General features: G+C 65.1%; 25 protein-coding genes and 1 riboswitch. Of the genes, 16 read left to right on the top strand and 9 right to left on the bottom strand.

The annotated features are described in order from the left end of the window. Positions 1-60: 60 nt before the first annotated feature. The 3 genes from truB (at position 61) to pnp (ending at position 3,926) form a co-directional block, all read left to right on the top strand. Positions 61-1,071 carry a tRNA pseudouridine(55) synthase TruB gene (gene truB / locus STE01S_RS01070; RefSeq protein ID WP_062764091.1) on the top strand — a complete coding sequence of 337 codons (1,011 nt, stop codon included), beginning with the start codon at positions 61-63 and terminating at the stop codon, positions 1,069-1,071. 24 nt (positions 1,072-1,095) lie between these two features. Beyond that, a complete protein-coding gene (rpsO, locus tag STE01S_RS01065) occupies positions 1,096-1,365 on the top strand; it encodes a 30S ribosomal protein S15 (RefSeq protein WP_003042688.1) in 270 nt (89 codons plus the stop codon). Positions 1,366-1,619: 254 nt separating this feature from the next. Then, on the top strand, positions 1,620-3,926 hold the full coding sequence (gene pnp, locus STE01S_RS01060; protein ID WP_062764088.1) for a polyribonucleotide nucleotidyltransferase: 2,307 nt from the start codon (positions 1,620-1,622) through the stop codon (positions 3,924-3,926). A 175-nt stretch (positions 3,927-4,101) separates the two neighbouring features. Here the strand turns inward: pnp and lptG are convergent, their stop codons facing one another. Together lptG and lptF are read right to left on the bottom strand one after the other, a co-directional pair. Then, positions 4,102-5,199: an LPS export ABC transporter permease LptG gene (lptG, locus tag STE01S_RS01055; protein WP_062764086.1), complete on the bottom strand. Its 1,098-nt coding sequence runs from the start codon at positions 5,197-5,199 to the stop codon at positions 4,102-4,104. Positions 5,200-5,201: 2 nt separating this feature from the next. Next, on the bottom strand, positions 5,202-6,410 hold the full coding sequence (gene lptF / locus STE01S_RS01050) for an LPS export ABC transporter permease LptF (RefSeq protein WP_082813171.1): 1,209 nt from the start codon (positions 6,408-6,410) through the stop codon (positions 5,202-5,204). A 122-nt stretch (positions 6,411-6,532) separates the two neighbouring features. Between lptF and STE01S_RS01045 the strand changes: the two genes are divergently transcribed. The 3 genes from STE01S_RS01045 to STE01S_RS01035 are packed head-to-tail and all read left to right on the top strand — an operon-like array spanning position 6,533 to position 8,854. Beyond that, on the top strand, positions 6,533-7,006 hold the full coding sequence (locus STE01S_RS01045; protein ID WP_058811233.1) for a DUF2141 domain-containing protein: 474 nt from the start codon (positions 6,533-6,535) through the stop codon (positions 7,004-7,006). A gap of 7 nt (positions 7,007-7,013) precedes the next feature. After that, a complete protein-coding gene (locus STE01S_RS01040; protein ID WP_003042677.1) occupies positions 7,014-7,985 on the top strand; it encodes a diacylglycerol/lipid kinase family protein in 972 nt (323 codons plus the stop codon). A gap of 8 nt (positions 7,986-7,993) precedes the next feature. Further along, entirely contained in the window at positions 7,994-8,854 is an 861-nt protein-coding gene (locus tag STE01S_RS01035) for a hypothetical protein (RefSeq protein ID WP_062764084.1), read from the top strand. On the opposite strand, the gene STE01S_RS01030 is transcribed toward STE01S_RS01035, so the two are convergent. From STE01S_RS01030 to STE01S_RS01020, 3 genes are all read right to left on the bottom strand, one after another. Then, the gene (locus tag STE01S_RS01030) at positions 8,851-10,794 is read right to left on the bottom strand and encodes an ATP-binding protein (RefSeq protein WP_255265844.1); all 1,944 of its coding nucleotides are present in this window, start codon (positions 10,792-10,794) and stop codon (positions 8,851-8,853) included. The genes STE01S_RS01035 and STE01S_RS01030 overlap by 4 nt on opposite strands. Before the next feature lie 128 nt (positions 10,795-10,922). Then, the gene (gene spt, locus STE01S_RS01025) at positions 10,923-12,125 is read right to left on the bottom strand and encodes a serine palmitoyltransferase (RefSeq protein WP_003042671.1); all 1,203 of its coding nucleotides are present in this window, start codon (positions 12,123-12,125) and stop codon (positions 10,923-10,925) included. Between the two features lie 95 nt (positions 12,126-12,220). Beyond that, entirely contained in the window at positions 12,221-12,457 is a 237-nt protein-coding gene (locus tag STE01S_RS01020) for an acyl carrier protein (RefSeq protein WP_040589850.1), read from the bottom strand. Between the two features lie 162 nt (positions 12,458-12,619). On the opposite strand from STE01S_RS01020, the gene STE01S_RS01015 reads away from it, so the two are divergent. From STE01S_RS01015 to STE01S_RS00995, 5 genes are all read left to right on the top strand, one after another. Next, complete coding sequence (locus STE01S_RS01015; RefSeq protein WP_058811237.1) at positions 12,620-13,192, top strand: Pycsar system effector family protein; 573 nt, start codon at positions 12,620-12,622, stop codon at positions 13,190-13,192. A 100-nt stretch (positions 13,193-13,292) separates the two neighbouring features. Then, positions 13,293-14,690, top strand: coding sequence for an MATE family efflux transporter (locus STE01S_RS01010; protein WP_062764081.1), 1,398 nt, complete (start codon positions 13,293-13,295; stop codon positions 14,688-14,690). Between the two features lie 123 nt (positions 14,691-14,813). Continuing rightward, positions 14,814-15,101 (top strand): co-chaperone GroES, encoded by a 288-nt coding sequence (gene groES / locus STE01S_RS01005; RefSeq protein ID WP_003042663.1) that lies wholly within the window; start codon positions 14,814-14,816, stop codon positions 15,099-15,101. Between the two features lie 65 nt (positions 15,102-15,166). Beyond that, positions 15,167-16,810, top strand: coding sequence for a chaperonin GroEL (gene groL, locus STE01S_RS01000; RefSeq protein ID WP_003042661.1), 1,644 nt, complete (start codon positions 15,167-15,169; stop codon positions 16,808-16,810). Positions 16,811-16,937: 127 nt separating this feature from the next. Beyond that, positions 16,938-17,723 carry a glutaminyl-peptide cyclotransferase gene (locus STE01S_RS00995; protein ID WP_062764079.1) on the top strand — a complete coding sequence of 262 codons (786 nt, stop codon included), beginning with the start codon at positions 16,938-16,940 and terminating at the stop codon, positions 17,721-17,723. Between the two features lie 9 nt (positions 17,724-17,732). Here STE01S_RS00995 and STE01S_RS00990 read toward each other — a convergent pair whose 3' ends face one another. The 4 genes from STE01S_RS00990 to STE01S_RS00975 all read right to left on the bottom strand — a co-directional run bounded on the left by STE01S_RS00990 (position 17,733) and on the right by STE01S_RS00975 (position 19,629). Further along, positions 17,733-18,410, bottom strand: coding sequence for a DJ-1/PfpI family protein (locus STE01S_RS00990; protein WP_062764077.1), 678 nt, complete (start codon positions 18,408-18,410; stop codon positions 17,733-17,735). Positions 18,411-18,428: 18 nt separating this feature from the next. Next, positions 18,429-18,509, bottom strand: a riboswitch (ZMP/ZTP riboswitch). A 32-nt stretch (positions 18,510-18,541) separates the two neighbouring features. Further along, positions 18,542-18,748 (bottom strand): hypothetical protein, encoded by a 207-nt coding sequence (locus STE01S_RS00985; RefSeq protein ID WP_062764562.1) that lies wholly within the window; start codon positions 18,746-18,748, stop codon positions 18,542-18,544. A gap of 78 nt (positions 18,749-18,826) precedes the next feature. Next, positions 18,827-19,120: a hypothetical protein gene (locus tag STE01S_RS00980; protein WP_062764075.1), complete on the bottom strand. Its 294-nt coding sequence runs from the start codon at positions 19,118-19,120 to the stop codon at positions 18,827-18,829. Between the two features lie 191 nt (positions 19,121-19,311). Beyond that, the gene (locus tag STE01S_RS00975; RefSeq protein ID WP_003042650.1) at positions 19,312-19,629 is read right to left on the bottom strand and encodes a hypothetical protein; all 318 of its coding nucleotides are present in this window, start codon (positions 19,627-19,629) and stop codon (positions 19,312-19,314) included. Positions 19,630-19,846: 217 nt separating this feature from the next. Here STE01S_RS00975 and STE01S_RS00970 point away from each other — a divergent pair, with 217 nt between their 5' ends. From STE01S_RS00970 to metH, 5 genes are read left to right on the top strand one after another with little or no spacing between them, the layout of a single operon-like run. Next, positions 19,847-20,836: an ArsR/SmtB family transcription factor gene (locus STE01S_RS00970; protein ID WP_062764073.1), complete on the top strand. Its 990-nt coding sequence runs from the start codon at positions 19,847-19,849 to the stop codon at positions 20,834-20,836. After that, the gene (gene metF / locus STE01S_RS00965; RefSeq protein ID WP_062764071.1) at positions 20,833-21,771 is read left to right on the top strand and encodes a methylenetetrahydrofolate reductase; all 939 of its coding nucleotides are present in this window, start codon (positions 20,833-20,835) and stop codon (positions 21,769-21,771) included. The genes STE01S_RS00970 and metF overlap by 4 nt, the downstream gene beginning before the upstream one ends. Next, a complete protein-coding gene (locus STE01S_RS00960) occupies positions 21,768-22,823 on the top strand; it encodes a homocysteine S-methyltransferase family protein (protein WP_174531816.1) in 1,056 nt (351 codons plus the stop codon). Before metF ends, STE01S_RS00960 begins: the two co-directional genes overlap by 4 nt. Then, complete coding sequence (locus STE01S_RS00955) at positions 22,823-23,347, top strand: GNAT family N-acetyltransferase (protein WP_062764069.1); 525 nt, start codon at positions 22,823-22,825, stop codon at positions 23,345-23,347. Before STE01S_RS00960 ends, STE01S_RS00955 begins: the two co-directional genes overlap by 1 nt. Before the next feature lie 18 nt (positions 23,348-23,365). Continuing rightward, positions 23,366-25,987: a methionine synthase gene (gene metH / locus STE01S_RS00950; protein WP_062764067.1), complete on the top strand. Its 2,622-nt coding sequence runs from the start codon at positions 23,366-23,368 to the stop codon at positions 25,985-25,987. Positions 25,988-26,061: the final 74 nt, after the last annotated feature.

Here is a 26,061-nt window from a genome sequence, read left to right as displayed (position 1 = left end):
AATCGAATCGATCCCGGTCGAATTGACAAGCATCGCCTGCGCGGCCTAGCCCGCGCGGCGATGAACGGATGGATCATAATGGACAAGCCCGTCGGGCTCGGCTCGACGCAGGCGGTCGCCGCGGTGAAGCGCGTGTGCCGCGAAGCCGGGCTGGGCAAGGTCAAGGTCGGCCATGGCGGGACGCTCGACCCGCTTGCCTCGGGCGTGCTGCCGATCGCGCTCGGCGAGGCGACGAAGCTGTGCGGGCGCATGCTCGACGCGAGCAAGGTCTATGATTTCACGATCGCGTTCGGGACCGAGACCGCCGGGCTCGACGCGGAGGGCGACGTCGTTGCGACCAGCGACGTGCGGCCGCGGCTTTCGGAAATTGCTGCGATTCTGCCGCGCTTTACCGGGCCGATCGAACAGGTGCCGCCCGCCTATTCGGCGATCAAGATCGACGGCGAGCGCGCCTATGACCGCGCGCGCGCCGGCGAAACGGTCGAGATGAAGGCGCGGGCGGTGACGATCCATGCGCTCGCGATCCTCCCCGGCACGGGGAGGGGGACCACCGAAGGTGGTGGAGGGGCAGGTGAGGGTTCGCGCTTCGTCGATACGCCGGGCAAGCCGCCCGTGCCTCTCCACCATGCTTCGCATGGTCCCCCTCCCCGTACCGGGGAGGAACTGGAAGAAATCACCCTCACGGCGCATGTTTCGAAGGGCACCTATATCCGCAGCCTTGCGCGCGACATTGCGCGGGCGGTCGGCACCGTCGGGCATGTCACCATGTTGCGCCGGACGAAGGCGGGCCCCTTCGCGCTGGATCAGGCGATTTCGCTGGACAAATTGAACGCTTTCGGCCAAGGGGCCGCCCAATCAGAGATATTTCTGCCGCTGGAGGCAGGGCTGGTCGACATCCCGGCTCTGGACCTTTCCCCGGAAGCGGCAGGGGCGATCCGTCAGGGTCGTGTCTGGACCGGGGGAAGCACGCAGGACGGGCTCTATTGGGGACGCGACGCCGACGATCGGCCCGTGGCATTGATAGAGGCTTTGGCGGGAACGCTGAAGGTCGTGCGGGGCTTCAATCTGTAACAGGATGTTCGAAGGACGAAGCACATGTCGATTACTGCCGAACGCAAGGCCGAACTCATCAAGGAACATGCCCGCGAAAAGGGCGATACGGGTTCGCCCGAAGTGCAGGTCGCGATCCTGACCGACCGCATCAACACGCTGACCGGCCATTTCAAGTCGCACGCCAAGGACAATCACAGCCGCCGCGGGCTGCTGATGATGGTCAACAAGCGCCGCAGCCTCCTCGACTATCTCAAGAAGAAGGACGAGGGACGCTACACCGACCTGATCGCGAAGCTGGGTCTTCGCAAGTAACGCAATCGTTCGGCCCCCGGCTTCGGGGGCCGTTTACGTATTGCGTTATCCCCGCGCAGGCGGGGATCCAGGGCGGGCTTGCACCGAACTGGCAGAACTGGGTCCCCGCCTTCGCGGGGACACATGCTTAAAGGGCCGTTCCCGCATCCGGCGGGACCGCCATAGGGGCAGACAGACGCCCCGACCCGCCCGGGCCGGATTGCCCGGAACAGAGGCCCCGCCCGGCATAGGGCCCGGCGGGCGAAGGAAATTCCATGTTTGACGTGAAAAAAGTATCGATCGAGTGGGGCGGTGAAACGCTGACTCTCGAAACGGGCAAGGTTGCCCGTCAGGCCGACGGCGCCGTGATGGCGACACTGGGTGAAACGGTCGTCCTGTGCGCCGTGACCGCCGCCAAGTCGGTGAAGGAAGGGCAGGACTTCTTCCCCCTGACCGTCCATTATCAGGAAAAATATTCGGCCGCGGGGCGCATCCCCGGCGGCTTCTTCAAGCGCGAACGCGGCGCGACCGAAAAGGAAACGCTGGTCAGTCGTCTGATCGACCGTCCGATCCGCCCGCTGTTCCCCGAAGGTTTCTATAACGAGATCAACGCCATCGCTCAGGTGCTGAGCTATGACGGCCACAATGAACCCGACATCCTCGCGATGGTCGCGGCCTCGGCTGCGCTCACCATTTCGGGCGTGCCCTTCATGGGTCCGATCGGCGCTGCGCGCGTCGGCTATCTCGACGGCGAATATATCCTCAACCCGACCGACGAACAGGTTGCCGAAGGCGACCTCGACCTCGTCGTCGCGGCGACGCACGACGCGGTGATGATGGTCGAATCCGAAGCGAACGAGCTGTCGGAAGAGATCATGCTCGGCGCCGTGCTGTTCGCGCACGATGCGTGCCGCGAAGTCGTGAAGGCGATCATCAAGCTTGCCGAACAGGCTGCCAAGGAACCCTGGGAAATCGCATCGTCGGACGACAATGCGGCGATCAAGGACAAGCTCAAGAAGCTGATCGGCAAGGACATTGCCGCCGCCTACAAGCTGACCGACAAGTCGGCTCGTTCGAACGCGCTCAACGAAGCGCGCGCGAAGGCGAAGGAACAGTTTGCAGCCGATGGCCTCAGCCCGCAGGAAGTCATGGCCGGCATCAAGCTGACCAAGAAGCTGGAAGCCGAAATCGTCCGCACCGCCATCCTGAAGGACGGCAAGCGCATCGACGGCCGCACGACGACGCAGATCCGTCCGATCGTCGCCGAAACGCACTTCCTGCCGCGCGCGCACGGTTCGGCGCTGTTCACCCGCGGTGAAACCCAGACGATCGCGACCTGCACGCTGGGCACCAAGGAAGCCGAACAGATGATCGACGGCCTCAACGGCCTGTCGTATCAGAACTTCATGCTGCACTATAACTTCCCGCCCTATTCGGTCGGCGAAGTCGGCCGCTTCGGCGCGCCGGGCCGCCGCGAAGTCGGCCACGGCAAGCTGGCGTGGCGTGCGCTGCATCCCGTGCTGCCTAAGAAGGAAGATTTCCCCTATACCATCCGTCTGACCAGCGACATCACCGAATCCAACGGTTCGTCGTCGATGGCGTCGGTGTGTGGCGGCAGCCTTGCGATGATGGATGCTGGCGTGCCGATCGCGCGCCCGGTGTCGGGCATCGCGATGGGCCTGATCCTCGAAGGCCAGGATTTCGCAATCCTGTCGGACATCCTGGGTGACGAAGATCACCTCGGCGACATGGACTTCAAGGTGGCGGGTACGTCCGAAGGCATCACCACGATGCAGATGGACATCAAGATTGCCGGCATCACGAAGGAAATCTTCGAAAAGGCACTGGCGCAGGCCAAGGAAGGCCGCGCGCACATCCTCGGCGAAATGAACAAGGCGCTCGGCGAAGTCCGCAGCGAATTGTCGGCGCATGCGCCGCGTATCGAAACGATCACGATCGACAAGTCGAAGATCCGTGACGTCATCGGCACCGGCGGCAAGGTCATCCGCGAAATCGTCGCGACGACCGGCGCCAAGGTGGACATCGACGACGAAGGCACGATCAAGATCGCCTCGTCGGATACCGCGCAGATCGAAGCCGCCAAGGCGTGGATCCTCGGCATCGTCGAGGAAGCCGAAGTCGGCAAAATCTATAACGGCAAGGTCGTGAACCTCGTCGATTTCGGTGCCTTCGTGAACTTCATGGGCGGCAAGGACGGCCTCGTCCACGTGTCGGAAATCAAGAACGAACGCGTCGAAAAGGTCGCCGACGTCCTGTCCGAAGGACAGGAAGTCAAGGTCAAGGTCCTCGAGATCGATCCGCGCGGCAAGGTCCGCCTGTCGATGCGCGTCGTCGATCAGGAAACCGGCGAGGAACTGGAAGACACGCGTCCGGCGCGCGAACCCCGCGAACCGCGCGGTGATCGTGGTCCGCGCCGTGACGGCGGCGATCGTGGCGACCGTGGCCGTGGCGGCCGCGATCGCGGCCCCCGCCGCGACGGCGGCGACCGCGGCCCGCGCCGCGAGCGCAGCGAAGACGGTCCGGAAGATCAGGGCCATGTGCCCGACTTCCTGAAGGACTGATCCTTCGACCCTCGAACCAATGCGAAGGGGCCGCGAAAGCGGCCCCTTTTCTTTTGGGCGCTGTCGGCTTCCGGGTGGGGAGAGGGGCGTCGGCCTGCCCGTCCAAACATTTGGGCCGGGCCCGAAACAGGGCGGCGCTTGGACGGTGGCGGGCTATGCGCCCGGAGTCCGGACGCTATTCCTCGGTCCGGATCAGGATCATTTCGCCGATCAGCGCGAACAGGATGAAGGGCCCCCATGCGGCGAGGAAGGGGGAATAGGCGCCGAGGTCGCCCATCGCGAGCGCGAAATTGTCGGCGACGAAATAGGCGAAGCCCAGCGCCATGCCGATGATGGCGCGAACGAACAGCTTGCCCGATCGCGCCAGGCCGAATGCCGCGACGGCACCGAGCAGCGGCATCAGGACCGCCGACAGCGGCCCCGAGATCTTGTGCCACAACACGCCTTTCAGCGCATCGACGGGTCGCCCCGCTGCCTCGAGATCGCCGATTGCTGCCTTGAGTTCGGTGAAGGGCAGTTGATCGCCATCGACCTGCGCGAGCGTGAACTGGTCGGGACGCACGCCCGGCGCGGCGACGATGGTGCCGAGCGGCTGGACGATACCGGCGCGGCGCAGGAAGCGCTTGGCGTTGGTGAGTTCCCACCCACCCGCGACCGGCCGCGCGCTGTCGCCCGACAATATCGAGGACAATACGCCGCCCGACCGTTCGTAGATACGCACGCCATGCAGCGTGATCGCCGCCCCGGTGCCGCTGACGGTCGCGGCATTGATCAGATTATTGCCGTCGCGAACCCATATGTTCGATCGAATCCCGGTATCTTTCGGAATTTGCGCATATTCGACCTTCTGCCAGGCGGCGAGCGCCGCGGTCGCGCGCGTCACGATCCTTTCGTTGAAGCCGAAGCTGATCGCGGCGACGAACAGCGCGGCGAGGAACAGCGGCGCCAGCACCTGATGCGCCGACATGCCCGACGCCTTCATCGCGATGACCTCGCTGTTCTGGTTGAGCGTGATCAGCGTCAAGATCGTCCCGAGCAGAACGGAGAAGGGCAGAAAGGTTTCGATGATCTGCGGCAGGCGCAGCCCGACATAGCGCCACACGTCGCTGTCGCTGTTGCCTGCGACCGACAGGATCTTGCCGCTCTCGCCCAGCAGGTCGAGCGTCTGGAGCACCAGCACGAGTGCGAACAGGATCGCGAAGCTGCGTACCAGAAACAGCCGCCCGACATAGAGCGCCATGGTTCGCGACGGAAAGAAATGGAGCTGGTTCATCGTCAGTTAGGCTGCTGTTTGCGCTGGAACAGGCGGATGAAGGCGCGGATTTTCTGCCCTGCCTTGGCCGCGACGCGCTCGAGCGCGCCGATCGGCTGGCCGCCCGGGACATGCGCCACCGTATAATACATCCACACCGCGAGCGCGCCGAACAGCAGCAGCGGAATCCAAAGCGCCAACAGCGGATCGACCGCCCCGCGCGCGCCCAGCGCTTCGGCATATTCGTTGATCTTGTGCTGGGTGACGAGCAGCACGATCGACAGGAAGACGCCCAGCGAGCTTGTCGATCGCTTGGGCGGAATCGCCAGCGCGATCGCCATCAGCGGGATGAAGAACATCGACACCACCTCGACGATGCGGAAGTGGAAATTCGCCCGCGATTCGAGCCGCGTCGCCAATGGCTCGGCCTGATCGTGACCGACTACCAGCAATTCGGGGATGGTGAGTTCGCGATCGGCGCCGCCGCGGGTGCGGAACGCCTCGATCTTGGGTAGCGGGATCGGCAGATCGTGGCTGTCGAAGGTCAATACCCGCGGCACCGCGAATTTCGGCGATTCATGGATCAGCACGCCGCGCGTCAGGCGCAGGATGATCGTGTCGGGATCGTCAGTGGCAAGAAACTGGCCCTCGGCGGCGGTTGCCGAAACGCTTTGCCCGTCCTTGTTCTCGCCGCGCACGAAGATGCCGCGCAGATTGCGCCCCTCGTTATAGCTCTGCTCGATGCGCAGCGTCATCCGGCTGCCCAATTTGGTGAATTCGCCGACCTTGATCGACGCGCCGAGCGCGCCCGACCGCAATTCGAAGCGCAGCCCTTCATAGGCGTAGCGCGCATAGGGCTGGATAAAGCCGACGATCGCGAGGTTGAGCAGCGCCAGCGCGAAGGCAAAGGCATAGGGTACGCGCATCAGCCGTCCGAAGCTCATCCCCACCCCGCGCAGCACGTCGAGCTCGCTCGATGTCGCGAGGCGGCGGAAGGCGAGCAGGATGCCGAGCATCAGCCCGATCGGGATGCCAAGCGACAGATATTCGGGGATAAGATTGGCGAGCATCCGCCACACGACGCTCACCGGACCGCCTTCGGTCGCGACGAAATCGAACAGGCGCAGCATCTTTTCCAGCACCAGCAGCATGGCCGAAAGGACCAGCGTACCGAGCATGGGAAAGAAGATGAGCCGCGCGATGTAACGGTCGATGGCGGGCAGTCTATTCAATCTTTCGTCGCCCCATCACCATGATTTGGCCGCAAATGGTTCCGATATCCGGTTTCAAGGGCAACAGGGACCCATGTCGGCTCGGTGCTGGCGTGGCTATAACCACTGGGAGCTAATGCGTCATGTCGAAATTTATGTCGGCGTCGCTCTGCGTGGCTCTGCTCGCCGTATCCGTGGCAGCGAACGCAGAGGGACAGGTTATCACCAACGACCTGTCGAAATGCCGGAGCGGTCCGTCCACCCTCGTCCACATCAACGGCGTGAAGGCCGGGACGGGCAAGATTCGTGTTCAAAGCTATCGTGCCACCGCGTCCGAATGGCTGGCCAAGGGGCGCTGGATCACCCGTGTCGAAGTGCCGGCACAGGCCGGGTCGATGACCGTTTGCGTGCCGCTGCCCGAAGCGGGCCACTATGGCATCGCGGTGCGCCACGACGTCAACGGCAATGGCAAGACCGATCTGACCTCGGACGGCGGCGGCATGTCGAACAACCCGAGCATCAACATCTTCAACCTCGGCAAGCCGAGCTACAAGAAGACGGGGTTCGATGTCGGCAACGCGCCGAAGACGATCTCGATCACCATGAAATATATGTAGGGGCCCGATGGCAAGCGTCGCCCTTCTTTCCAATCCGCGCTCAACGGGGAATCGTGCCCTGTTGCCGCGGGTTCGGGAATATTGCGCGGCGCACCCCGACATTTTTCATTACGAGGTCGAGGATGTTGACCAGATCGGTGAGGCGATCCGCACGATCGCCATGGTCAGTCCGCGCATCGTCGCGATCAACGGCGGTGACGGCACCGTTCAGGCCGCGCTGACCGAACTTTATTCGGGCGGCCATTTTGGCGGTTCGCCGCCGCCTGTCGCGGTGCTGCCGAACGGCAAGACCAACCTGATCGCGCTCGATCTCGGCGCCGAAGGCGATCCGATCAAGGCGCTCGAGCGCGTCGTCGAACTCGTGTCGAATGGTCGGCTCGAGGATCATGTCATTGAACGGCAGTTGATCGCGCTCGACAGCGGCGGCAATCGCCCCGTGCTCGGCATGTTCCTGGGCGGTGCCTATCTGGCCGACGTGATGCTCTATTGCCGCAACCGCATCTATCCGCTCGGCCTGCCGAACGGCCTGTCGCATGTGCTGGCGGCGATCCTCGGGCTTTTCGCGATCATCTTCGGCATTGGCGGCGGGCGCCTGCCGCCGAAGCCCGAGCCGCTGACCGTGTCGCTGATCCGCCAGGGCCAGCTCAAGGGCAAATTCTCGCTGCTCATCGTCACGACGCTGGAAAAGCTGCTGCTGAGTATCCGCACCAGCGATACGCACGGCGGCGACGGGCGAATGAAATTGCTCGCGGTCGATCGCAGCGTCGGCGCCCTGTTCCGCATGCTCGGGGCCACCTGGCGCGGCACCCTCGGCCAGCATCAGCTCGCCGGGGTCCATTTCGAACAGGGCGATGAGATCCGTATCGAGGGCGAGCGCTCGAACGTCATCCTCGACGGCGAGATTTTCGAGGCGAAGCACGGCCGGCCGATCATCCTGACCTCGACCCAGCCGGTGCCTTTCCTGCGCCTCGCCGCCTGAGCGCTCGCATGTCGGCGCTTACCGATCTCGTCCGTGCCGAATTGGCGACACCCGTCGACCCGCGTGTCGCCGCGATGGCGGCGGCGATCGCGGCCCGCTATCCGGGCAGCGCCCGCGCTGTGCTCTTCTACGGCAGCTGCCTGCGCGAGAGCGAACTCGACGGGCTGATGCTCGATTTCTATCTGATCGTTTCGGACTATGGCGATGCCTATCCGAAGCGCTGGCTCGCGGCCGCCAACCGCCTCATCCCGCCAAACGTCTTTCCGTTCGAGCATGACGGGCTGATCGCCAAATATGCCGTGCTCAGCGAAGGTGATTTTCACCGGCTGAACGGCCCTGAAACGCGCAACGTATCGGTCTGGGCGCGCTTCGCCCAGCCGTCGCGGCTCGTCTGGGCAGTCGACGATACCGCGCGGGACCGCGCGGTGGCGGCGGTGGCACGCGCCGCGCCGACATTGCTTGCTGCGGCGGGATCGGTCGATGGCGAGGCGCCGCTCGATTGGTGGCGGCGCGCCTTTTCGTTGACCTATTCGGTCGAATTGCGCGCCGAACGCACCGGTCGGGCGCAGTCGGTCGTCGATGCGGACGCCGCGCGCTACGACCGCTTCAGTCTGCCGGCGATGGCGGCAATCCCGGCCGGTGCTGCCTGTGGCGGCTGGGCGCGGCGGCGGATCGAGGGCAAGCTGCTCAGCATCGTGCGGCTCGCCAAGGCCAGCCTGACCTATGCCGGCGGGATCGATTATCTCGCCTGGAAGATCAACCGCCATGCGGGCACCAAGATAGAGATCAAGCCGTGGCAGCGCCGCTGGCCGTTGGTCGCTGCGCTGACGCTGGTGCCGCGCCTCGTGAAGAGCGGCGCAATCCGCTAGGAAGCGACGCGCTCCGGTGCGCGCGCATCGCCGCAGCGGCGGATCGCCTGTTCGAGCGCGTTCAGCGTAAAGGGCTTGCGCAGCACGTCGTGGTCGCCAAAGCTTTCGAACTCGCTGGCGTCGCCGGCATAGCCGGTGACGAACAGCACCGACAAATCGGGCCAGCGTTCCTTCAGTTCTGCGACCATTTCGGGGCCGGTCAGGCCGGGCATCAGCACGTCGCTGAGGATCAGGTCGAACCCGCCATGCGCTTCGACCAGCCCGGCGGCGGCGCGCGGATCGTCGCAAGCGATCGCTTGATGGCCAAGCTCGGTCACGGCGTCGACGGTGGCGGTCAGGACGCGCTCGTCGTCCTCGACCACCAGGATGCGCATCGCGTCCGTCGGCGGTTCGCTCACCGCGGCATCGGAACCGCCCGCGGGCGCCGCCGCTTCGGCCTGCGGCTTTGCGACGGGCAGCAGCATCGCAACGCGCGTGCCTTCGCCCTCGACCGAATGAATCTGCACCTCGCCGCCCGACTGGCGACAAAAGGCAAAGACCTGACTCATCCCCAGACCCGTGCCCTGACCCGCGGGTTTCGTAGTGTAGAAGGGGTCGAACACGCGCTTGAGCACCTCGGGCGACATGCCGCAACCGGTATCGATCACCTCGACCGCCAGCGCGGCGGTACTGTCCTCTTCGTCGCGCAGCGTCCGGATCGTCAGCGACCCGTGCCCGTCCATCGCGTCGCGCGCGTTGACGGCAAGGTTGAGCAGCGCATTTTCGAATTGCTGCTTGTCGACCCAGCAGGCGAGCCCTTCGGTCTGAAGGTCGAGCGTCAGCGCGATGCGGTCGCCGATCGTGCGCCCGATCAATTCCGAAAAGCCCGCGATGCAGGCGTCGATCGGCGTCATTTCGGGGCGCGCGGGTTCGGACCGTGCGAAGGCCAGCAGGCGGCGGGTCAGGTCGGCGGCGCGATTGGCCCCGTCCATCGCATTGCCGATGTGGCGCTGTGCCTTTTCGGGCGCTTCGCCGATCCACCGCTGCGCAAGTTCCAGCCCGCCGACGACGACAGCGAGCATATTGTTGAAATCATGCGCGATGCCGCCGGTCAACTGGCCGACCGCTTCCATCTTCTGCGCCTGGCGAAGCTGCTCCTCGGCGGCGGCGCGTTCGGCCATTTCGCTGCGCAGCGCGCTGTTCGCTTCGGCCAGCTCGGCCGTTCGCTCGTTGACCGCCGCCTCCAGCAGCATCGCGCGGTCGCTTTCGGCCAATTGTTCGCGCCGTGCCGCGCGGCGTTCGCTCTGCGCCCGAACGAGTGAGACGGTCGCTGCAATCGCGATCACGGCGGCGGCGGCGGCGAGCACGGTGAACAGCAGGATCGCCTGGTTCAGGCTGGCGCGGTCGGCGGCTGCAAGCTGGTTGCGGTTGGCAAGGATCGCGCGTTCGTTGCCGATCAATTCGGTCAGCAGCCGGTCGATGCGCAGCAGCGCGGCATCGTGTCCGGCGGCGTTATATTTCGAGATCGCGGCAATGGTCTGGTTATAATTGGCGCTGAGCGCCGCATCGCCGAGCTGTGTCCCGCGCCGGTCGAGTTCGGCGGTCAGTGTCTTGACCAGCGCCGCCTGTTCCGGATTGTCGCGGACGTTGCGGCGGAGCAGCGCGAGATATTGCTGCGACAGCCCCCACTGCTGCTGAAAGACGCGGCCGTCCTCCTTTTTCAGACCGACCGCGAAGCGGCCGAGCGCCGCCTCGGCGCGCGCCAGCGCGGCATCGAGGCTGCGCGTCTGTGAAATCACTTCCAGGCTGTGCGCCTGCCAGCTCAGCGAGCGGTCATAATTGTCGTTGGCACGGCTCATCAGCATGATGAGCGCGCCGACGACGCCCGTGAGCACCGCGCCCAGCCCGACGGTCAGCCAGAAGCGCAGCCGTTCGCGACGGCCCTCATTGTCGTGATCCAAATCCCGCTCGAACACGCTGATCTTCTATCCAACAAGCGTCGCGGGGCAAAGCGGCGAAGGCCGCACGGCGCGGTGCTTCGCTCGGTTCGCCCCGAAAATGAATCCGCTGGTCGGCGGCGCGGCTCGGTTCAGCCGATAATTCCCACGCGCTTGCCCGCGCGCTCGAAGCGGCCGAGGATCTCGCTCACCTGCTCGCTCGAATGTTCGGCGCACAGCGAGCAGCGCAGCAGCGTCATGCCCGCGGGGGTCGCGGGCGGGCGGGCGAGATTGACGTAGAGGCCTTCTTCGAGCAGCGCTTCCCACATCATCGCGCCCTTTTCGAGGTCGGGCATGATGACCGCGATGATTGCCGACTGCGGCTCTTCGGTACCGAGCGTGAAGCCGAGACCCTGCAGCCCCTTGTGCAGCGTCTTCGAATTTTCCCACAGGTGCGCGCGCTTGTTCGATCCGTGCATCAGCTTGCGGATGCTCGTCGCCGCGGTCGCGACGACGCTCGGCGGCAGCGAGGCGGTGAAGACGTACGGGCGGCAGACGAGCCGCAAGATCTCGAACTTCGGGTGGTTCGACACGCAGAAGCCGCCGACGGTGCCGACGCTCTTCGAAAAGGTGCCGATGATGAAGTCGACATCGTCGATCACGCCCTGCGCCTCGGCGACGCCGCGGCCATGTTCGCCGATGAAGCCCATCGAATGCGCTTCGTCGACGAGGACCATCGCGCCATTTTCCTTGGAGACGCGGATCATCTCCTTCAGCGGCGCAACGTCGCCGAGCATCGAATAGACGCCCTCGAGCACGACGAGCTTGCCGGCCTCGGCGGGCAGGCGCTTCAGCCGCTTTTCGAGCGCTTCGACATCGTTGTGGCGAAAAGCGACGATTTCGGCGTCGCCCATCTTGCACCCGTCATAGATCGATGCGTGGCTGTCGATGTCGAGGATGACATAGTCGCCCTTGCCCGCGATCGTCGAAATGATGCCGAGGTTCGCCTGATATCCGGTCGAGAACACCATGGCATGATCCATGGCGTAAAATTCCTTCAGCGCGTCCTCGCACTCCTTGTGCCCCTGATAGGTGCCGTTGAGGACGCGGCTGCCGGTGGTGCCGCTGCCGAACTTGTCGAGCGCGTCCTTGCCCGCGGCGATGACATCCTCGTCGAAGGTCATGCCCATATAATTATAGGTGCCGAGCAGGATCGTCTCGCGCCCGTTGCAGATCGCGACGGTGGGCGAGAGCACTTTCTCCATCACCAGGCTGAAGGGATCGGTAACGCCGGTCGCGAGCAGCGCCGCGCGCTGTTCGATGAGCGGATCGAATTTGGAGAAAAGGTCGGTCATATTCGTTTCTTCCGTGTGCCCCGGCGAAAGCCGGGGTCCAGATAGGTCGCGCGACGTCGCGTGGACCCCGGCTTTCGCCGGGGAGCACAAGATTTTCAGCCCTGCAGCTTTTCCACCGCGGCGACGAGCTGGCCGACGGTTTCGATCTCGGCCTGCATGTTCATGCTGATGATGATGTCGAACGTATCCTCGACCTCGGCGACGAAATCCATCACCGTCAGGCTGTCCCATTCAAGGTCGCCGGCAAAGGTCGTCGCGTCGGTCAGGGCGACGCCCTTCTTGTTGAAAGGTTCGATCAGGCCGTGGATCTGGTCGGCGAGGGGGGTGCTCATGCGGGTGCGTCCCATAATGAAAAAACTGCGGGCGGGCATGCCGCGCCCCGTCCCGCTTGGCAAGCGATTGCGGCGGCAATCGGGCAGCATCTTGCCGTTCGCGGTCCTTCGTGCCATCCGGGCGAAGGTCGCCGCAAGCTGAAGGGGCAGGGAGGGGGCTGGATGGACAGCGAAAAATCGGACGCGGCGCCGCAACGGCCCGCCATATCCTTTCCGCCCAACGCGGTGCATCTCGTGCGCACCAATCAGCAGATCACGATGCAATTGTCGCAGATGGCCGATCAAAAGGCGTCGATCCTGATGGGCGCGACCTTCGTGGTCTTCACCCTCGCGGTCGGACAGGCGCGCGCCGGGGCGGGGGCCTTCACGCTGCCGCTCGCGGTGCTGGCGACCTTTTCCTTCCTCTCGGCGCTGCTCGCCATATCGGCGGTTCTCCCCCGTGTCGGCAAGGCGCCGCCGGCGGTGTTTCGCGACGGCAAGGATCATAGCAATATCCTCTTCTTCGGCCGGTTCGAGCAGATGGAGGAGGACGAGTTCATCGACGCGGTCAAGGCACGGATGCGGACCGAGGAGGATATTTACGAAACGATCCTGCGCGACACCTACCAGAACGGTCTTGTCCTCGCGCGGCGCAAATATCGCTACCTCGCCTATGCCTATCGCCTGTTCGTCGTCGGCCTGACGCTGACCTTCCTCGCCTTCGCCTATGAGATGGCGGTGACGTGGAGGGGCTAAGGCAACGATTGTTGCCTTTTTATCACCCCCGCATCCGAAACCGCGCGCGGCGCTCGCGCGCTATTGAGCGGCCGTAAAAGCGCGCCTATCCGGGCCGGCTATGCTCGAGCAGGCCCACCCCCTGACGGCGGATCAGCCGCAGACTTTCCGCGCCGAATTTCGCGCGACGCTGGCGCTCGCCCTGCCGCTGGCGGCGGCGAACCTGCTGCAGATGATGGTCCATGCGATCGACGTGATCTTCGTGGCGCGGCTCGGCGATGCGCCGCTTGCCGCCTCGTCGCTCGGCGTCTCGATCTTCGGCCTGTTGTTGTGGACCGGGACAGGGCTCGTTGGCGCCGCAGCGCCGCTCGTCGCCGCCGAACTCGGGCGGCGCAAACATGCCGTGCGCGAAGTACGGCGGACCGTCCGCATGGCGCTGTGGCTTAGTGCGATCGTGTCCGTGCTGTTCATGGGTGTCTGTGCCGCGGGCGGCCCGATCATGCGCGCAACCGGGCAAGACCCCGAAATCACGGCACATGCCGCCAGTTTCCTGTTGATCCTGATGTGGGGCATGATGCCGATGATCGCAGCGAGCGTGTTGCGCATCTTCGTTTCGGCGCTCGGACGTCCGACGATTGCCACCGCGATCACCTTCCTCGCGCTGTTCGTCAATGCCCTCGGCAACTGGAGCCTCGTCTTCGGCCATCTCGGCATGCCGGCCCTCGGACTGCAGGGCTCGGCGCTGTCGAGCGTCATCACGAGCACGGTGATGCTGATCGCCTATATCATCGTGATCCAGACCGACCGGCGGCTGCGCCGTTATCATCTGTTCGGCAACTGGTGGCGCTCCGAATGGCCCCGCTTCTGGGAAATGCTCCGCATCGGCACCCCGATCGGCCTCATCATTCTGGCCGAGGCCGGGCTGTTCACCGGCGCCGCTTTCCTGATGGGCCGGATCGGTGAGGCGCAGCTCGCCGGTCACACCCTCGCGCTCCAGATCGCGGCGCTCGCCTTCCAGATTCCGTTCGGCGTGGCGCAGGCGGCGACGATCCGGGTCGGCCTTTCCTATGGCGCGCGCGACCATCGCGGCATTGCGCTCGCGGGGCAGGCGTCGCTGATCCTCGGTATCGGGTTCATGGTCGTGACCGCGGCGGTGATCTGGCTCGCGCCGCGGCTCGTGCTGTCGATCTACGTCGATGTCGATGCGGCGCGCAACGCCGCGCTCGTCCATTTTGCGCTGCAGTTCCTGATCGTGGCCGCTGCGTTCCAGCTGTTCGACGGCGCCCAGACGGTTGCGGCAGGCGTATTGCGCGGGCTTCAGGATACGCGCGTGCCGATGATCATCGCGGTCTGCGGCTACTGGATCGCGGGCTATGGCACCGCCATCTACCTTGGCTTCTGGACCCCGCTCGCGGGCGTCGGCGTGTGGATCGGTCTGGCGGTCGGGCTCATCGTGGTGTCGGCGGTACTGCTGATGCGCTGGGGGATGCGGGCCCGCCTCGGTTTGCTTCCGGCCTGACGCAAAAAAAGTTGATCGGCGCTGCTTGACGCCCATCTGACTCCCACCCATATGCCGGCTTGTTAGCACTCGCGCCCTGTGAGTGCTAAGTCTGACATCCATTGCATTACTGGAGGGACATCCATGCAATTTCGTCCGCTGCACGACCGCGTGCTCGTCCGCCGTATCGAAGCCGAAGAAAAGACGGCTGGCGGCATCATCATTCCCGACACCGCCAAGGAAAAGCCGCAGGAAGGCGAAGTCGTCGCCGTCGGCACCGGCAGCAAGGCCGAAGATGGCAAGGTGACGCCGCTCGACGTCAAGTCGGGCGACCGCATCCTGTTCGGCAAATGGTCGGGCACCGAAGTCAAGGTCGATGGCGAAGAGCTGTTGATCATGAAGGAATCGGACATCCTCGGCGTTCTCGCCTGAGCCTGTTTGCCGATTTCAGTGTGAAGTTACGCAGTTTTCTGCGCTTTTATTAAAGGAGCATCCTCATGGCTGCCAAGGACGTTAAATTTTCGCGCGACGCACGCGAACGCATCCTGAAGGGCGTCGACATCCTCGCCGACGCCGTCAAGGTCACGCTGGGCCCCAAGGGCCGCAATGTCGTGATCGACAAGAGCTTCGGCGCCCCCCGCATCACCAAGGACGGTGTCTCGGTCGCCAAGGAAATCGAACTCAAGGACAAGTTCGAAAACATGGGCGCGCAGATGCTGCGCGAAGTCGCCTCGAAGGCGAATGACAAGGCCGGCGACGGCACCACCACCGCGACCGTCCTCGCCCAGGCGATCGTCCGCGAAGGCATGAAGTCGGTTGCTGCCGGCATGAACCCGATGGACCTGAAGCGCGGCATCGACCTCGCGGTCACCAAGGTCGTCGAAGACCTCAAGGGCCGTTCGACCGCCGTGTCGGGCTCGTCGGAAATCGCGCAGGTCGGCATCATCTCGGCCAATGGCGACATCGAAGTCGGCGAAAAGATCGCCGAAGCGATGGAAAAGGTCGGCAAGGAAGGCGTGATCACCGTCGAGGAAGCCAAGGGCCTCGAGTTCGAACTCGATGTCGTCGAAGGCATGCAGTTCGACCGCGGCTATCTGTCGCCCTACTTCATCACCAACCCCGAAAAGATGACGGTCGAACTGGCTGATCCGTACATCCTGATCTTCGAAAAGAAGCTGTCGAACCTCCAGTCGATGCTTCCGATCCTCGAAGCGGTTGTGCAGTCGGGCCGTCCGCTGCTCATCATCGCGGAAGACATCGAAGGCGAAGCGCTTGCGACGCTGGTCGTCAACCGTCTGCGCGGCGGCCTCAAGGTCGCGGCCGTCAAGGCGCCGGGCTTCGGCGATCGCCGCAAGGCGATGCTGCAGGACATCGCGATCCTGACCGCCGGCGAAATGATCAGCGAAGACCTGGGCATCAAGCTCGAGTCGGTCACGCTGAACATGCTCGGCCAGGCGAAGCGCGTCACGATCGACAAGGACAACACCACCATCGTCGACGGTGCAGGTGAAGGCGACGCGATCAAGGCCCGCGTCGAACAGATCCGCGCGCAGATCGAAACCACCACGTCGGATTACGATCGTGAAAAGCTGCAGGAACGTCTGGCGAAGCTCGCCGGCGGCGTTGCGGTGATCAAGGTCGGCGGTGCGACCGAAGTCGAGGTGAAGGAACGCAAGGATCGCGTCGACGACGCGCTGCACGCGACCCGCGCCGCGGTCGAGGAAGGCATCGTCCCCGGCGGCGGTACGGCTCTGCTGTATGCCACCAAGGCTCTCGAAGGGCTGAAGGGCGCCAACGACGACCAGACCCGCGGCATCGACATCGTCCGCAAGGCGATCGAAGCGCCGCTGCGTCAGATCGCGGCCAACGCCGGCCATGATGGTGCGGTTGTCGCCGGCAACCTGCTGCGCGAAAACAACCAGGATCAGGGCTTCAACGCCGCGACCGACGTCTATGAAAATCTGAAGGCCGCCGGCGTCATCGACCCGACCAAGGTCGTGCGCACCGCGCTTCAGGACGCTGCCTCGGTTTCGGGCCTGCTCATCACCACCGAAGCGGCGGTGAGCGAGCTTCCCGAAGACAAACCGGCGATGCCGATGGGCGGTGGCGGCATGGGCGGCATGGGCGGCATGGACTTCTAAGTCCGTACCGTTCGGCGCTCAGCCAACAAGAAACGGGGCCGGGGGAGCAATCCTCCGGCCCTTTTCTGTCCCCTCACCTTTTTCCGGGCCATTGCCAGTTCATCCGCCGCAGCATAGCTAGGCGGTCATGAGCCTGCTTCTCGCCCTTGCCGCGCTGCTCGCCGATCCCGCGGCCGCCGTCGCTCCGCCTGCGCCGCCGCCGCCGCGCGCCACGATCGAACGCTGTGGCTACCGGGTGGTCCAGACCTATCCGCACGATCCGTCCTCCTTCACTCAGGGCCTGTTCTGGGACGACGGCCATCTTTACGAAGGGACGGGGCAGTACGGCCATTCGCGCATCGCGCGTCTCGACCTGGCGACCGGCAAGGCGCTCGCCGAAACGCCGCTCCCCGCCGACCAGTTCGGCGAAGGGATCACGCGCTGGCGCGACCAGATTATCGGCGTCACCTGGCAGAACGGCATCGGCCATCGCTGGCGCTTCAAGGATCTGAAGCCGGTCGGCGACTTCACCTATTCGGGCGAGGGCTGGGGGGTGACGACGCTCGGCGATACGATCGTGCTCAGCGACGGAACGCCGACGCTGCGCTTCTTCGATCCCGCCACGATGGCGGAAAAGCGCCGCGTCACCGTTCGCTTCGGCGGCCGTCCGCTCGCCATGCTCAACGAACTCGAGGCGATCGACGGACAGGTCTGGGCGAATGTTTGGATGAGCGACGTCATCGTGCGGATCGACCCCGACAGCGGAGCCATCGTCTCCTACATCGACCTGACTGGGCTGCGTAAAGACGCCGGGGTCAGCGACAGCGACAGCGTGCTCAACGGCATTGCCTGGGACGCGAAGGGCAAGCGGCTATTTGTCACCGGCAAATATTGGCCCAAACTCTACGAGATCGCCCTCGCAAACTGCGCATAGGGGCCGGCTCTAGCTTTTGAGCGCCGCTGCCATCCGCGCCGCCGCTGCGTCATAGACGCGCGCTTTCAACCTCTCGGTCACCGCGACCGGCGCCCGGTCGGGGTGGCCGCCGGCGAAGGGCGGGGCCGGATCATATTCGATTGCAAGCTGGATCGCCTGCGCGGCCGCGTCGCCCCGCATCCGCGCGACCAGCGTCAGCGCGAAATCGAGGCCCGACGTCACCCCGCCGCTCGTCACGACGGGACCGTCCTCGACGACGCGCGCCGCTTCGTGGCGCGCGCCGACCATCGGCAGCAGATGCGTATAGGCCCAATGCGTGGTCGCGCGCCGCCCTTCGAGCAGCCCGGCGCGGCCGAGCAGGAAGGCGCCGGTGCACACGCTCGTCACCCAGGTGGCGCCGGCCGCCTGCTGCGCGATGAAGTCGATCGTCGCCCGGTCGCCCAGCGCTTCGGCGACGCCATGTCCGCCGGGGACGCACAGTATGTCGGCTTGCGGCGCCGCGGCGAAATCATGCGTCGGCACCATCGCAAAGCCGCAGTCGGTCGGTATCGGGTCGAGGCTGGCCGCGGCGCCGATCAGCCGCGCGCCGGGCAGGCGGCACAGCGCCTGCGCCGGTGCGGTAAAATCGAGCTGGGTGATACCGGGAAACAGCAGGAAGACGATGGTGGTTTGCGGCGCGTCGGTCATCGGGATGGTCCTTTTCTGACGGATCACCCAGGCGCGCGGCTCGCATCGGTCCCGCTCCCCGATGGAACTCCATCTTCAGCGCCAGTTGCGGGACGCCTGGCTTCTATCGCGGCAATCGATTTGGCGAAAGCCTATTTGCCGCCGTCTTCGCCGCTCGCGGCACTCTCGGCGTTCGTAGCGGTGCCGTCCCGGCTTTCGAGCATTTCGGCCGCATCGTCGAGCGCCTTGGCCTCGCTGACCGTGACGCCGCCGGGGCCGGGCTCATTGTCGGTGCGGCTGCAGCCGGCGACGAGGCACAGTACTGCGGCCAAAACCATGCAGGTTGGAAATTTCGTCATGTCGGCTCCTGCGAAAAGGGGCCCCGCCATTCCGGCGAAGCCCCTCTTTCCCTATCAGGCCAAGGGCCTGCCGACGACTTACTTGTCGTTGGCTTCGGCCTTCTTGGTTTCTTCCTGGATCTTGTCGCCCGCGGCAGCGGCGACATCGCCGGCGGCATTCACGGTGCCTTCGACGGCGTTGCCGGCGTCCTTCGCGGCATCGGCGGTCGCGTCAGCGGCGTCGGCCGCACCATCGGCGACGGCATCGCCCGCGCTAGCGGCATCAGCGGCGATCGCATCGCCGGCTTCAGACGTTTCCTGCTGCGCCTTTTCCGAGCAAGCGGCGAGGCTGAAGGCCGCTGCGGCCATCGAGGCGAGGATGATCTTGCGCATATATGTTCCTTTCGATGTGCAAGCGGCCGGATAACCGGCCACTGGGCGCGGAGACTAACTGCGCCTGCCCGGCTTGGCAACCGTGCGGCGGGACGCGGTGGCCGCGGGGTATTGATCGCAAAAGGAAAAGGGGCCGCCGACGCATGTCGACGACCCCCGATTTCCTTGCCTTGGCAGGCGAAAGTGGAAGCTTACTTCTTGGCTTCTTCCATCTTCGCGGCAGCGGCGTCGGTCGCTTCCTTGGCGGCCGCAGCGGCTTCGCTGGCCTTGTCTGCAGCTTCGCCAGCCTTGTCGGCAGCGTCGCCGGCGGCAGCGGCGGCGTCGGTCGCGGCCGAAGCGGTCGCGTCAGCAGCGCTCGAAGCGGCTTCCATCGCGCCGTCGGCAGCGCCTTCGACGGTTTCGGTGGCCGCGGTGTCGGCCGGAGCGGCTTCGTCAGCAGCCTTCTGCGAGCAAGCGGCAACGCTCAGCGACGCGGCGAGGACGAGCGACAGAGTGATCGACTTTTTCATTTGGGATACCCCTCTTGATTGAACTTCTCGACCGGCGGGCGGACCGGACCAATGCGATCCTGCTCCCGTTGATCGGGCGCCGGAATTACAGGGTTGTAAGTGGGGGTGCAACGGACTTTTTGTCCAAGGCGCGGCGTTGGTCGCAATCGCGCGCGCACACGGTTGCTGCACGACAATTCGTTGACCACATATAAAGAAGTCTTTATATGATGCCGCGATGAGCGAGCTGATCGACATTTTTCGGGCCTTGGCCGACCCGACGCGCCTGCGCGTCGTCGCTTTGCTGCGCGAGATGGAGCTGGCGATCGGCGAACTGGCGGCGGTGCTTGAACAGAGCCAGCCGCGCGTTTCGCGCCACGTCCGTATCCTCGCCGAAGCCGGGATCGTCGAGCGCCGCCGCGAGGGGAGCTGGGTCTTCCTGCGCATCGCCGAACAGGGGCCGGGTGCCGACATGGCTGCTGCCGCCGGAGCGTGGCCCTTTTCGGCGCGCGAGGCGCTGGTGATCGCGCAGGATGCGCGCCGGCTTGCCGCGGTTCGCGCCGAGCGCGCGGCGGTGGCCGAACGCTATTTCGCCGACCATGCGGCCGAATGGGATGCGATCCGGTCGCGCCACGTCGCCGAAAGCGAGGTCGAGGACGCGATGGTCGCGATGATGTACGGGCGCGCGCTGGGCCATCTGCTTGACGTCGGCACCGGCACGGGGCGCATGGCCGAAATCTTCGCACCAACGGCGCAGCGGATCACCGCGCTCGACCGCAGCCCCGAAATGCTGCGCATCGCGCGCGCCAAACTGTCGGATCAGGCAGTGCCGGTCGATCTGGTGCAGGGCGATTTCCTCGCACTGCCCATCGCCGACGCCGGCGTCGATTCGGTGGTTATCCATCAGGCGCTGCACTTTGCCCACGAACCCGAACGCGTCATCGCCGAAGCCGCGCGCGTGCTGCGCGATGGCGGGCATTTGCTCGTTGCCGATTTTGCGCCGCACGAGGATGAGGATCTGCGCGCCTTGGCCGCGCATGCGCGCCTCGGTTTTTCGGATACGCAGATCGGCGGCTGGTTCGCCGCGTCGGGGCTGACGCTCGAACGGACGCAAACACTCGAAGGCGGTGCGCTCGCGGTCAAGCTGTGGCTTGGCGCGCGCCGCCGTGATCAGGATCAACCCCCCGTCGCCGCGGGCGACGGCGAAGGCAAAAGGCTCGCCGCATGACCACTTCCCTCGACGCGCTGGCCGAGGCGCGCCGCGCTGCGGCGTCGCCGCTCTTCGCCAATCTGGAAGGCGACATCGGCGTCAGTTTCGAATTCTTTCCGCCCAAGTCCGAGAAGATGGAGGCGCAGCTGTGGGACACGTTCCGCACGCTCGAGCCGCTGGCGCCGCGCTTCGTTTCAGTAACTTATGGAGCGGGCGGATCGACGCGCGAGCGCACCCATGCGACGGTGGCACGGATCGCGTCCGAAAGCGCGGTGCCGCCCGCCGCGCACCTGACCTGCGTCGAGGCGTCGCGCGCTGAGATCGACGAGGTTGCGCGCGCCTATTGGGACGCGGGCGTGCGGCATATCGTCGCGCTGCGCGGCGATGTCCCCGGCGGCGGTGCGTATCGGGCGCATCCCGACGGTTTTGCGAACGCGGTCGAGCTCGTCGCCGGGTTGAAGCGGATCGCGCCGTTCGACATTTCGGTCGCCGCTTATCCGGAGGTGCATCCCGACGCGGATTGCCCGCAGGCCGATCTCGACAATCTGAAACGCAAGCTTGATGCCGGGGCGACGCGTGCGATCACGCAATTCTTCTTCTCGCCCGAAGCCTTCCTGCGCTTCCGCGACGCCGCGGCTGCGGCGGGCATTGACGCGCCGATCGTGCCGGGCATCCTGCCGGTGTCGAACGTGTCGCAGACGCGGCGCATGGCCGATATGTGCGGCACCGCGATCCCTGCGTGGATGATCGCGCTGTTCGAAGGGCTCGACGATCTGCCCGCCGCGCGTCAGCTCGTTGCCGCGACGGTCGCGGCCGAAATGTGCCGCCGCCTCTACGCGGGCGGTGTACGCGATTTTCACTTCTACACGCTTAACCGCGCCGAACTCAGCTATGCGATCTGTCATATGCTGGGGCTGCGGCCGGTGGCGCCGGCAAAGGATAAGGCGGCATGATCTCAGCGCGCGAGGCCCTGATCGCGGCGGCGAAGGACCGGATCCTGCTCACCGATGGCGGCTGGGGCACTCAGATTCAGCTCCGCAAGCTCGGCGAAGCCGATTATGCGGGATCGCTCGGCCTCGGTCACGACCAGAAGGGTAATAACGACATCCTTGCGCTGACGCGGCAGGATGTCGTGACCGCGATCGGCGAGGCCTATCTCGCCGCCGGATCGGACATTGTCTCGACCAACACGTTCAGCGCGAACCGGATCAGCCAGGCCGATTATGGCGCCGAAGCGCTCGTTGCTGACATCAACCACGAAAGCGCGCGCCTGGGGCGCGAAGCGGCCGACAAGTTCGCGGCGCAGGACGGCCGCCGCCGCTTCGTCGCGGGCGCGGTCGGGCCGACGAACAAGACGCTGTCGCTGTCGCCCGACGTCAACAATCCCGGCTATCGCGAGATCGATTTCGACGAATTGAAGGACGTCTATCGCGAACAGGTAATCGCGCTGGCTGAAGGCGGAGCCGATTTCATCCTGATCGAGACGATCTTCGACACACTGAATGCCAAGGCCGGCATCGCCGCGACGCTCGAGGCAGAGGCGAAGGTCGGGCGCGAGCTGCCGCTGATGATCTCGATGACGCTCACCGACCTGTCGGGTCGCAACCTGTCGGGCCACACGGTCGAGGCTTTCTGGTATGCGGTGCGTCATGCCAAGCCGCTGACACTGGGGCTCAACTGCTCGTTCGGCGCGGCGCAGCTTCGCCCGCATGTCCGCGTGCTCTCCGACCTCGCCGACACGCTGGTGATGGTCTATCCGAACGCCGGCCTGCCCAACGAGCTTGGCGAATATGACGAATTGCCCGACACGACCGCGGCGCTGGTCCGCGAATGGGCCGACCATGGTCAGGTCAACATCCTCGGCGGCTGCTGCGGATCGACCCCGGCGCATATCGCAGCGATGGCAAAGGCCGTGCAGGGCCTCCCCGCGCGGCGGATTCCCGAGGTGCCGGTGCGCACGCGGCTTGCCGGACTGGAGCCCTTCACGATGGCGGCGGCATCCTGATGGAGGACGGACCGACATGGGCGATTCGCGAGGCCGGAGAGGCTGATGCCGCCGCGTTGGCATTGATCGGCGCCGCGACCTTCCTCGAAACCTTCGCGGGCATTCTCGACGGCGAGGCGATCGTCGGGCATTGCGCGGCGCAGCATCAGGAGGCCGCCTATCGCGCCTATCTGGCGTCGGGCGCGCGCGCCTGGCTTGCCGAGGCGCAGCCGGGCGGCGCGCCGATCGGCTTCGCGCTGATCGGTCGGCCCGACCTCGCCGCTGCCGAGGCGGGCGACATTGAACTCAAGCGCATCTATTCGCTGTCGCGTTTTCATGGCAGCGGACTTGGCGCCGCGCTGATGCGCTGCGCACTTCACGCTGCGGCAGGGCATCGCCGCCTGTTGCTTGGCGTTTACGCCCGCAACGAGCGGGCGCTCGCTTTCTATCGCAAGCAGGGCTTCGTCGACGTCGGGACACGCCAGTTCAATGTCGGGGGGAAGTTCTACGACGACCGCGTTCTCGCCCGCCCGCTTGCTGCCTGATTCTCTTTGGACCGTTCGATGACCGCAACTCTCTCCTCCTCCTCGTTCGTCAACATCGGCGAACGCACCAACGTCACCGGCTCCGCCGCCTTCAAGCGGCTGATCCTCGCCGACGATTTCACCGCGGCGGTCGAGGTCGCGCGTCAGCAGGTCGAAAATGGCGCGCAGGTCATCGACGTGAACATGGACGAAGGCCTGCTCGACGCGACCCGCGCGATGACGACCTTCCTGAAGCTGATCGCCGCCGAACCCGACATCGCGCGCGTGCCGGTGATGATCGATTCGTCGAAGTGGGAGGTGATCGAAGCAGGGCTGAAATGCGTCCCCGGCAAGCCGATCGTCAATTCGATCAGCATGAAGGAGGGCGAGGAGGCTTTTCTGGACCATGCGCGCAAATGCATGGCCTATGGCGCCGCGGTGGTCGTGATGGCGTTCGACGAGGTCGGACAGGCCGACACCAAGGACCGCAAGATCGAGATTTGCGAGCGTGCCTACAAGCTGCTGATGACCATCGGTTTTCCGCCCGAGGACATTATCTTCGATCCCAATATCTTCGCGGTCGCGACAGGGCTCGAGGAGCATGACAATTATGCCGTCGATTTCATCGAGGCGGTGAAGGAAATCCGCGTTCGCTGTCCGCACGTCCATTTCTCGGGCGGGCTGTCGAACCTCTCGTTCGGCTTTCGCGGTAACGAGACGGTGCGCCGCGCGATGCACAGCGTCTTCCTCTATCACGCGATCCCCGCCGGGCTCGACATGGCGATTGTCAATGCGGGGCAGCTCGATGTCTATGACACGATCGACCCCGAACTGCGCACCGCGTGCGAGGATGTCATCCTCAACCGCAAGGTGGAGGGCGAGGAACTGAGCCCGACCGAGCGGCTGATCGCGCTCGCCGAACGCTACAAGGGCAGCAATGCGGCGCAGGAAAAGGCGGCCGAGGAATGGCGCGGCTGGCCGGTCGAAAAGCGGCTCGAACATGCCTTGGTCAAGGGCATCGACGCGCATGTCGTCGACGATACCGAAGAGATGCGGCTGCTGATGGATCGCCCGATCGAGGTGATCGAGGGGCCGTTGATGGACGGCATGAACGTCGTCGGCGACCTGTTCGGTTCGGGCAAGATGTTCCTGCCGCAGGTCGTCAAATCGGCGCGCGTCATGAAGAAGGCGGTCGCGCATCTGCTACCCTTCATCGAAGCCGCCAAGGAACCCGGCGCGAAGGGCAAGGGCAAGGTCGTGATGGCGACCGTGAAGGGCGACGTCCATGATATCGGCAAGAATATCGTCGGCGTCGTGCTGCAATGTAACGGGTTCGAGATCGTCGATCTGGGCGTCATGGTGCCCTGGTCGAAAATCCTCGAGGCGGCGAACGAAAATGACGCCGACATGATCGGCCTGTCGGGCCTCATCACCCCCTCGCTCGACGAGATGGTGACGGTGGCCGAGGAAATGCAGCGCGCCGGCATGACGATGCCGCTGCTGATCGGCGGCGCGACGACGTCGAAGGTCCACACCGCGCTGCGCATCGACCCCGCCTATCAGGGGCCGGTCCTGCACGTGCTCGATGCGAGCCGCGCGGTCGGCGTCGCGACCTCGCTCGTCAGCGACACCGGGCGCGATGCGTTCGTTCGCGGTTACAAGTCGGATTACGAACATATCCGCGACGTGCGCGCCAACAAGGGGCAGAGCGCGCTGGTGCCGATCGACGATGCGCGCGCCAACGGGTTCGTCGTCGACGAGCATATCCGGCCGTTCCCGCCCGAAAAGCCCGGCGTCCATGTGTTCGACAATTGGGATCTGGCTGAACTCGTCGAATGGTTCGACTGGACCCCCTTTTTCCGCGCTTGGGAGCTGGCAGGCAATTTCCCGGCGATCCTCGACGACGATATCGTCGGCGAAAGCGCGACGAACCTCTATGCCGACGCCCGCGCGATGCTCGAAAAGATCATCGGTGAGGGCTGGCTCCACGCACGCGGCGTCGCGGCGCTATGGCCGTGCCGGCGCGAAGGCGACGACGTCATCATTCACCTCGCCGAGGAAGAACGGCACGTCCGCATCCCCTTCCTGCGCCAGCAGATCGCGAAGCGCGAAGGGCGCCCGAATATGTGCCTGGCCGATTTCGTCAGCCATGACGGCGACTGGATCGGCGGCTTTTCGGTCGCGATCCACGGCATCGAGCCGCACCTTGCGCGCTTCAAGGCGGCGCACGACGACTATAGCGACATATTGCTGAAGGCGCTCGCCGACCGCTTCGCCGAAGCCTTTGCCGAACGGCTCCACGCGCATGTCCGCACCGATCTGTGGGGCTATGCGCCCGCCGAACAATTGACGCCAGAGGCGATCATCAAGGAAGAATATCGCGGCATCCGGCCCGCGCCCGGTTATCCCGCGTGCCCGGATCACAGTCTGAAGCCGATCCTCTTCGACCTGCTCGATGCCGGGGCCAATTCGGGCGCGACCCTGACCGAAAGCTTTGCCATGCTGCCGACCGCAGCGGTTTCGGGCTTCTATTTCGGGCATCCCGACGCAAGCTATTTCGGGGTCGCCCGCGTGGGGGAAGATCAGCTTGCGGACTATGCCGTGCGGCGCGGCGTCGATATCGAAACCGCCCGCCGCTGGCTGCGTCCGAACCTCGACTGACGTCGGTTAACGGGGCTGGGAAGGGCTGTCCGACAAAGGGACAACGCCGCCGTTAACCAGCTTCGCGAAGGACG

Source organism: Sphingopyxis terrae subsp. terrae NBRC 15098, assembly GCF_001598815.1.
Classification (GTDB): Bacteria; Pseudomonadota; Alphaproteobacteria; order Sphingomonadales; family Sphingomonadaceae; genus Sphingopyxis; species Sphingopyxis terrae.
This window is presented reverse-complemented; position numbering and strand designations above follow the sequence as displayed.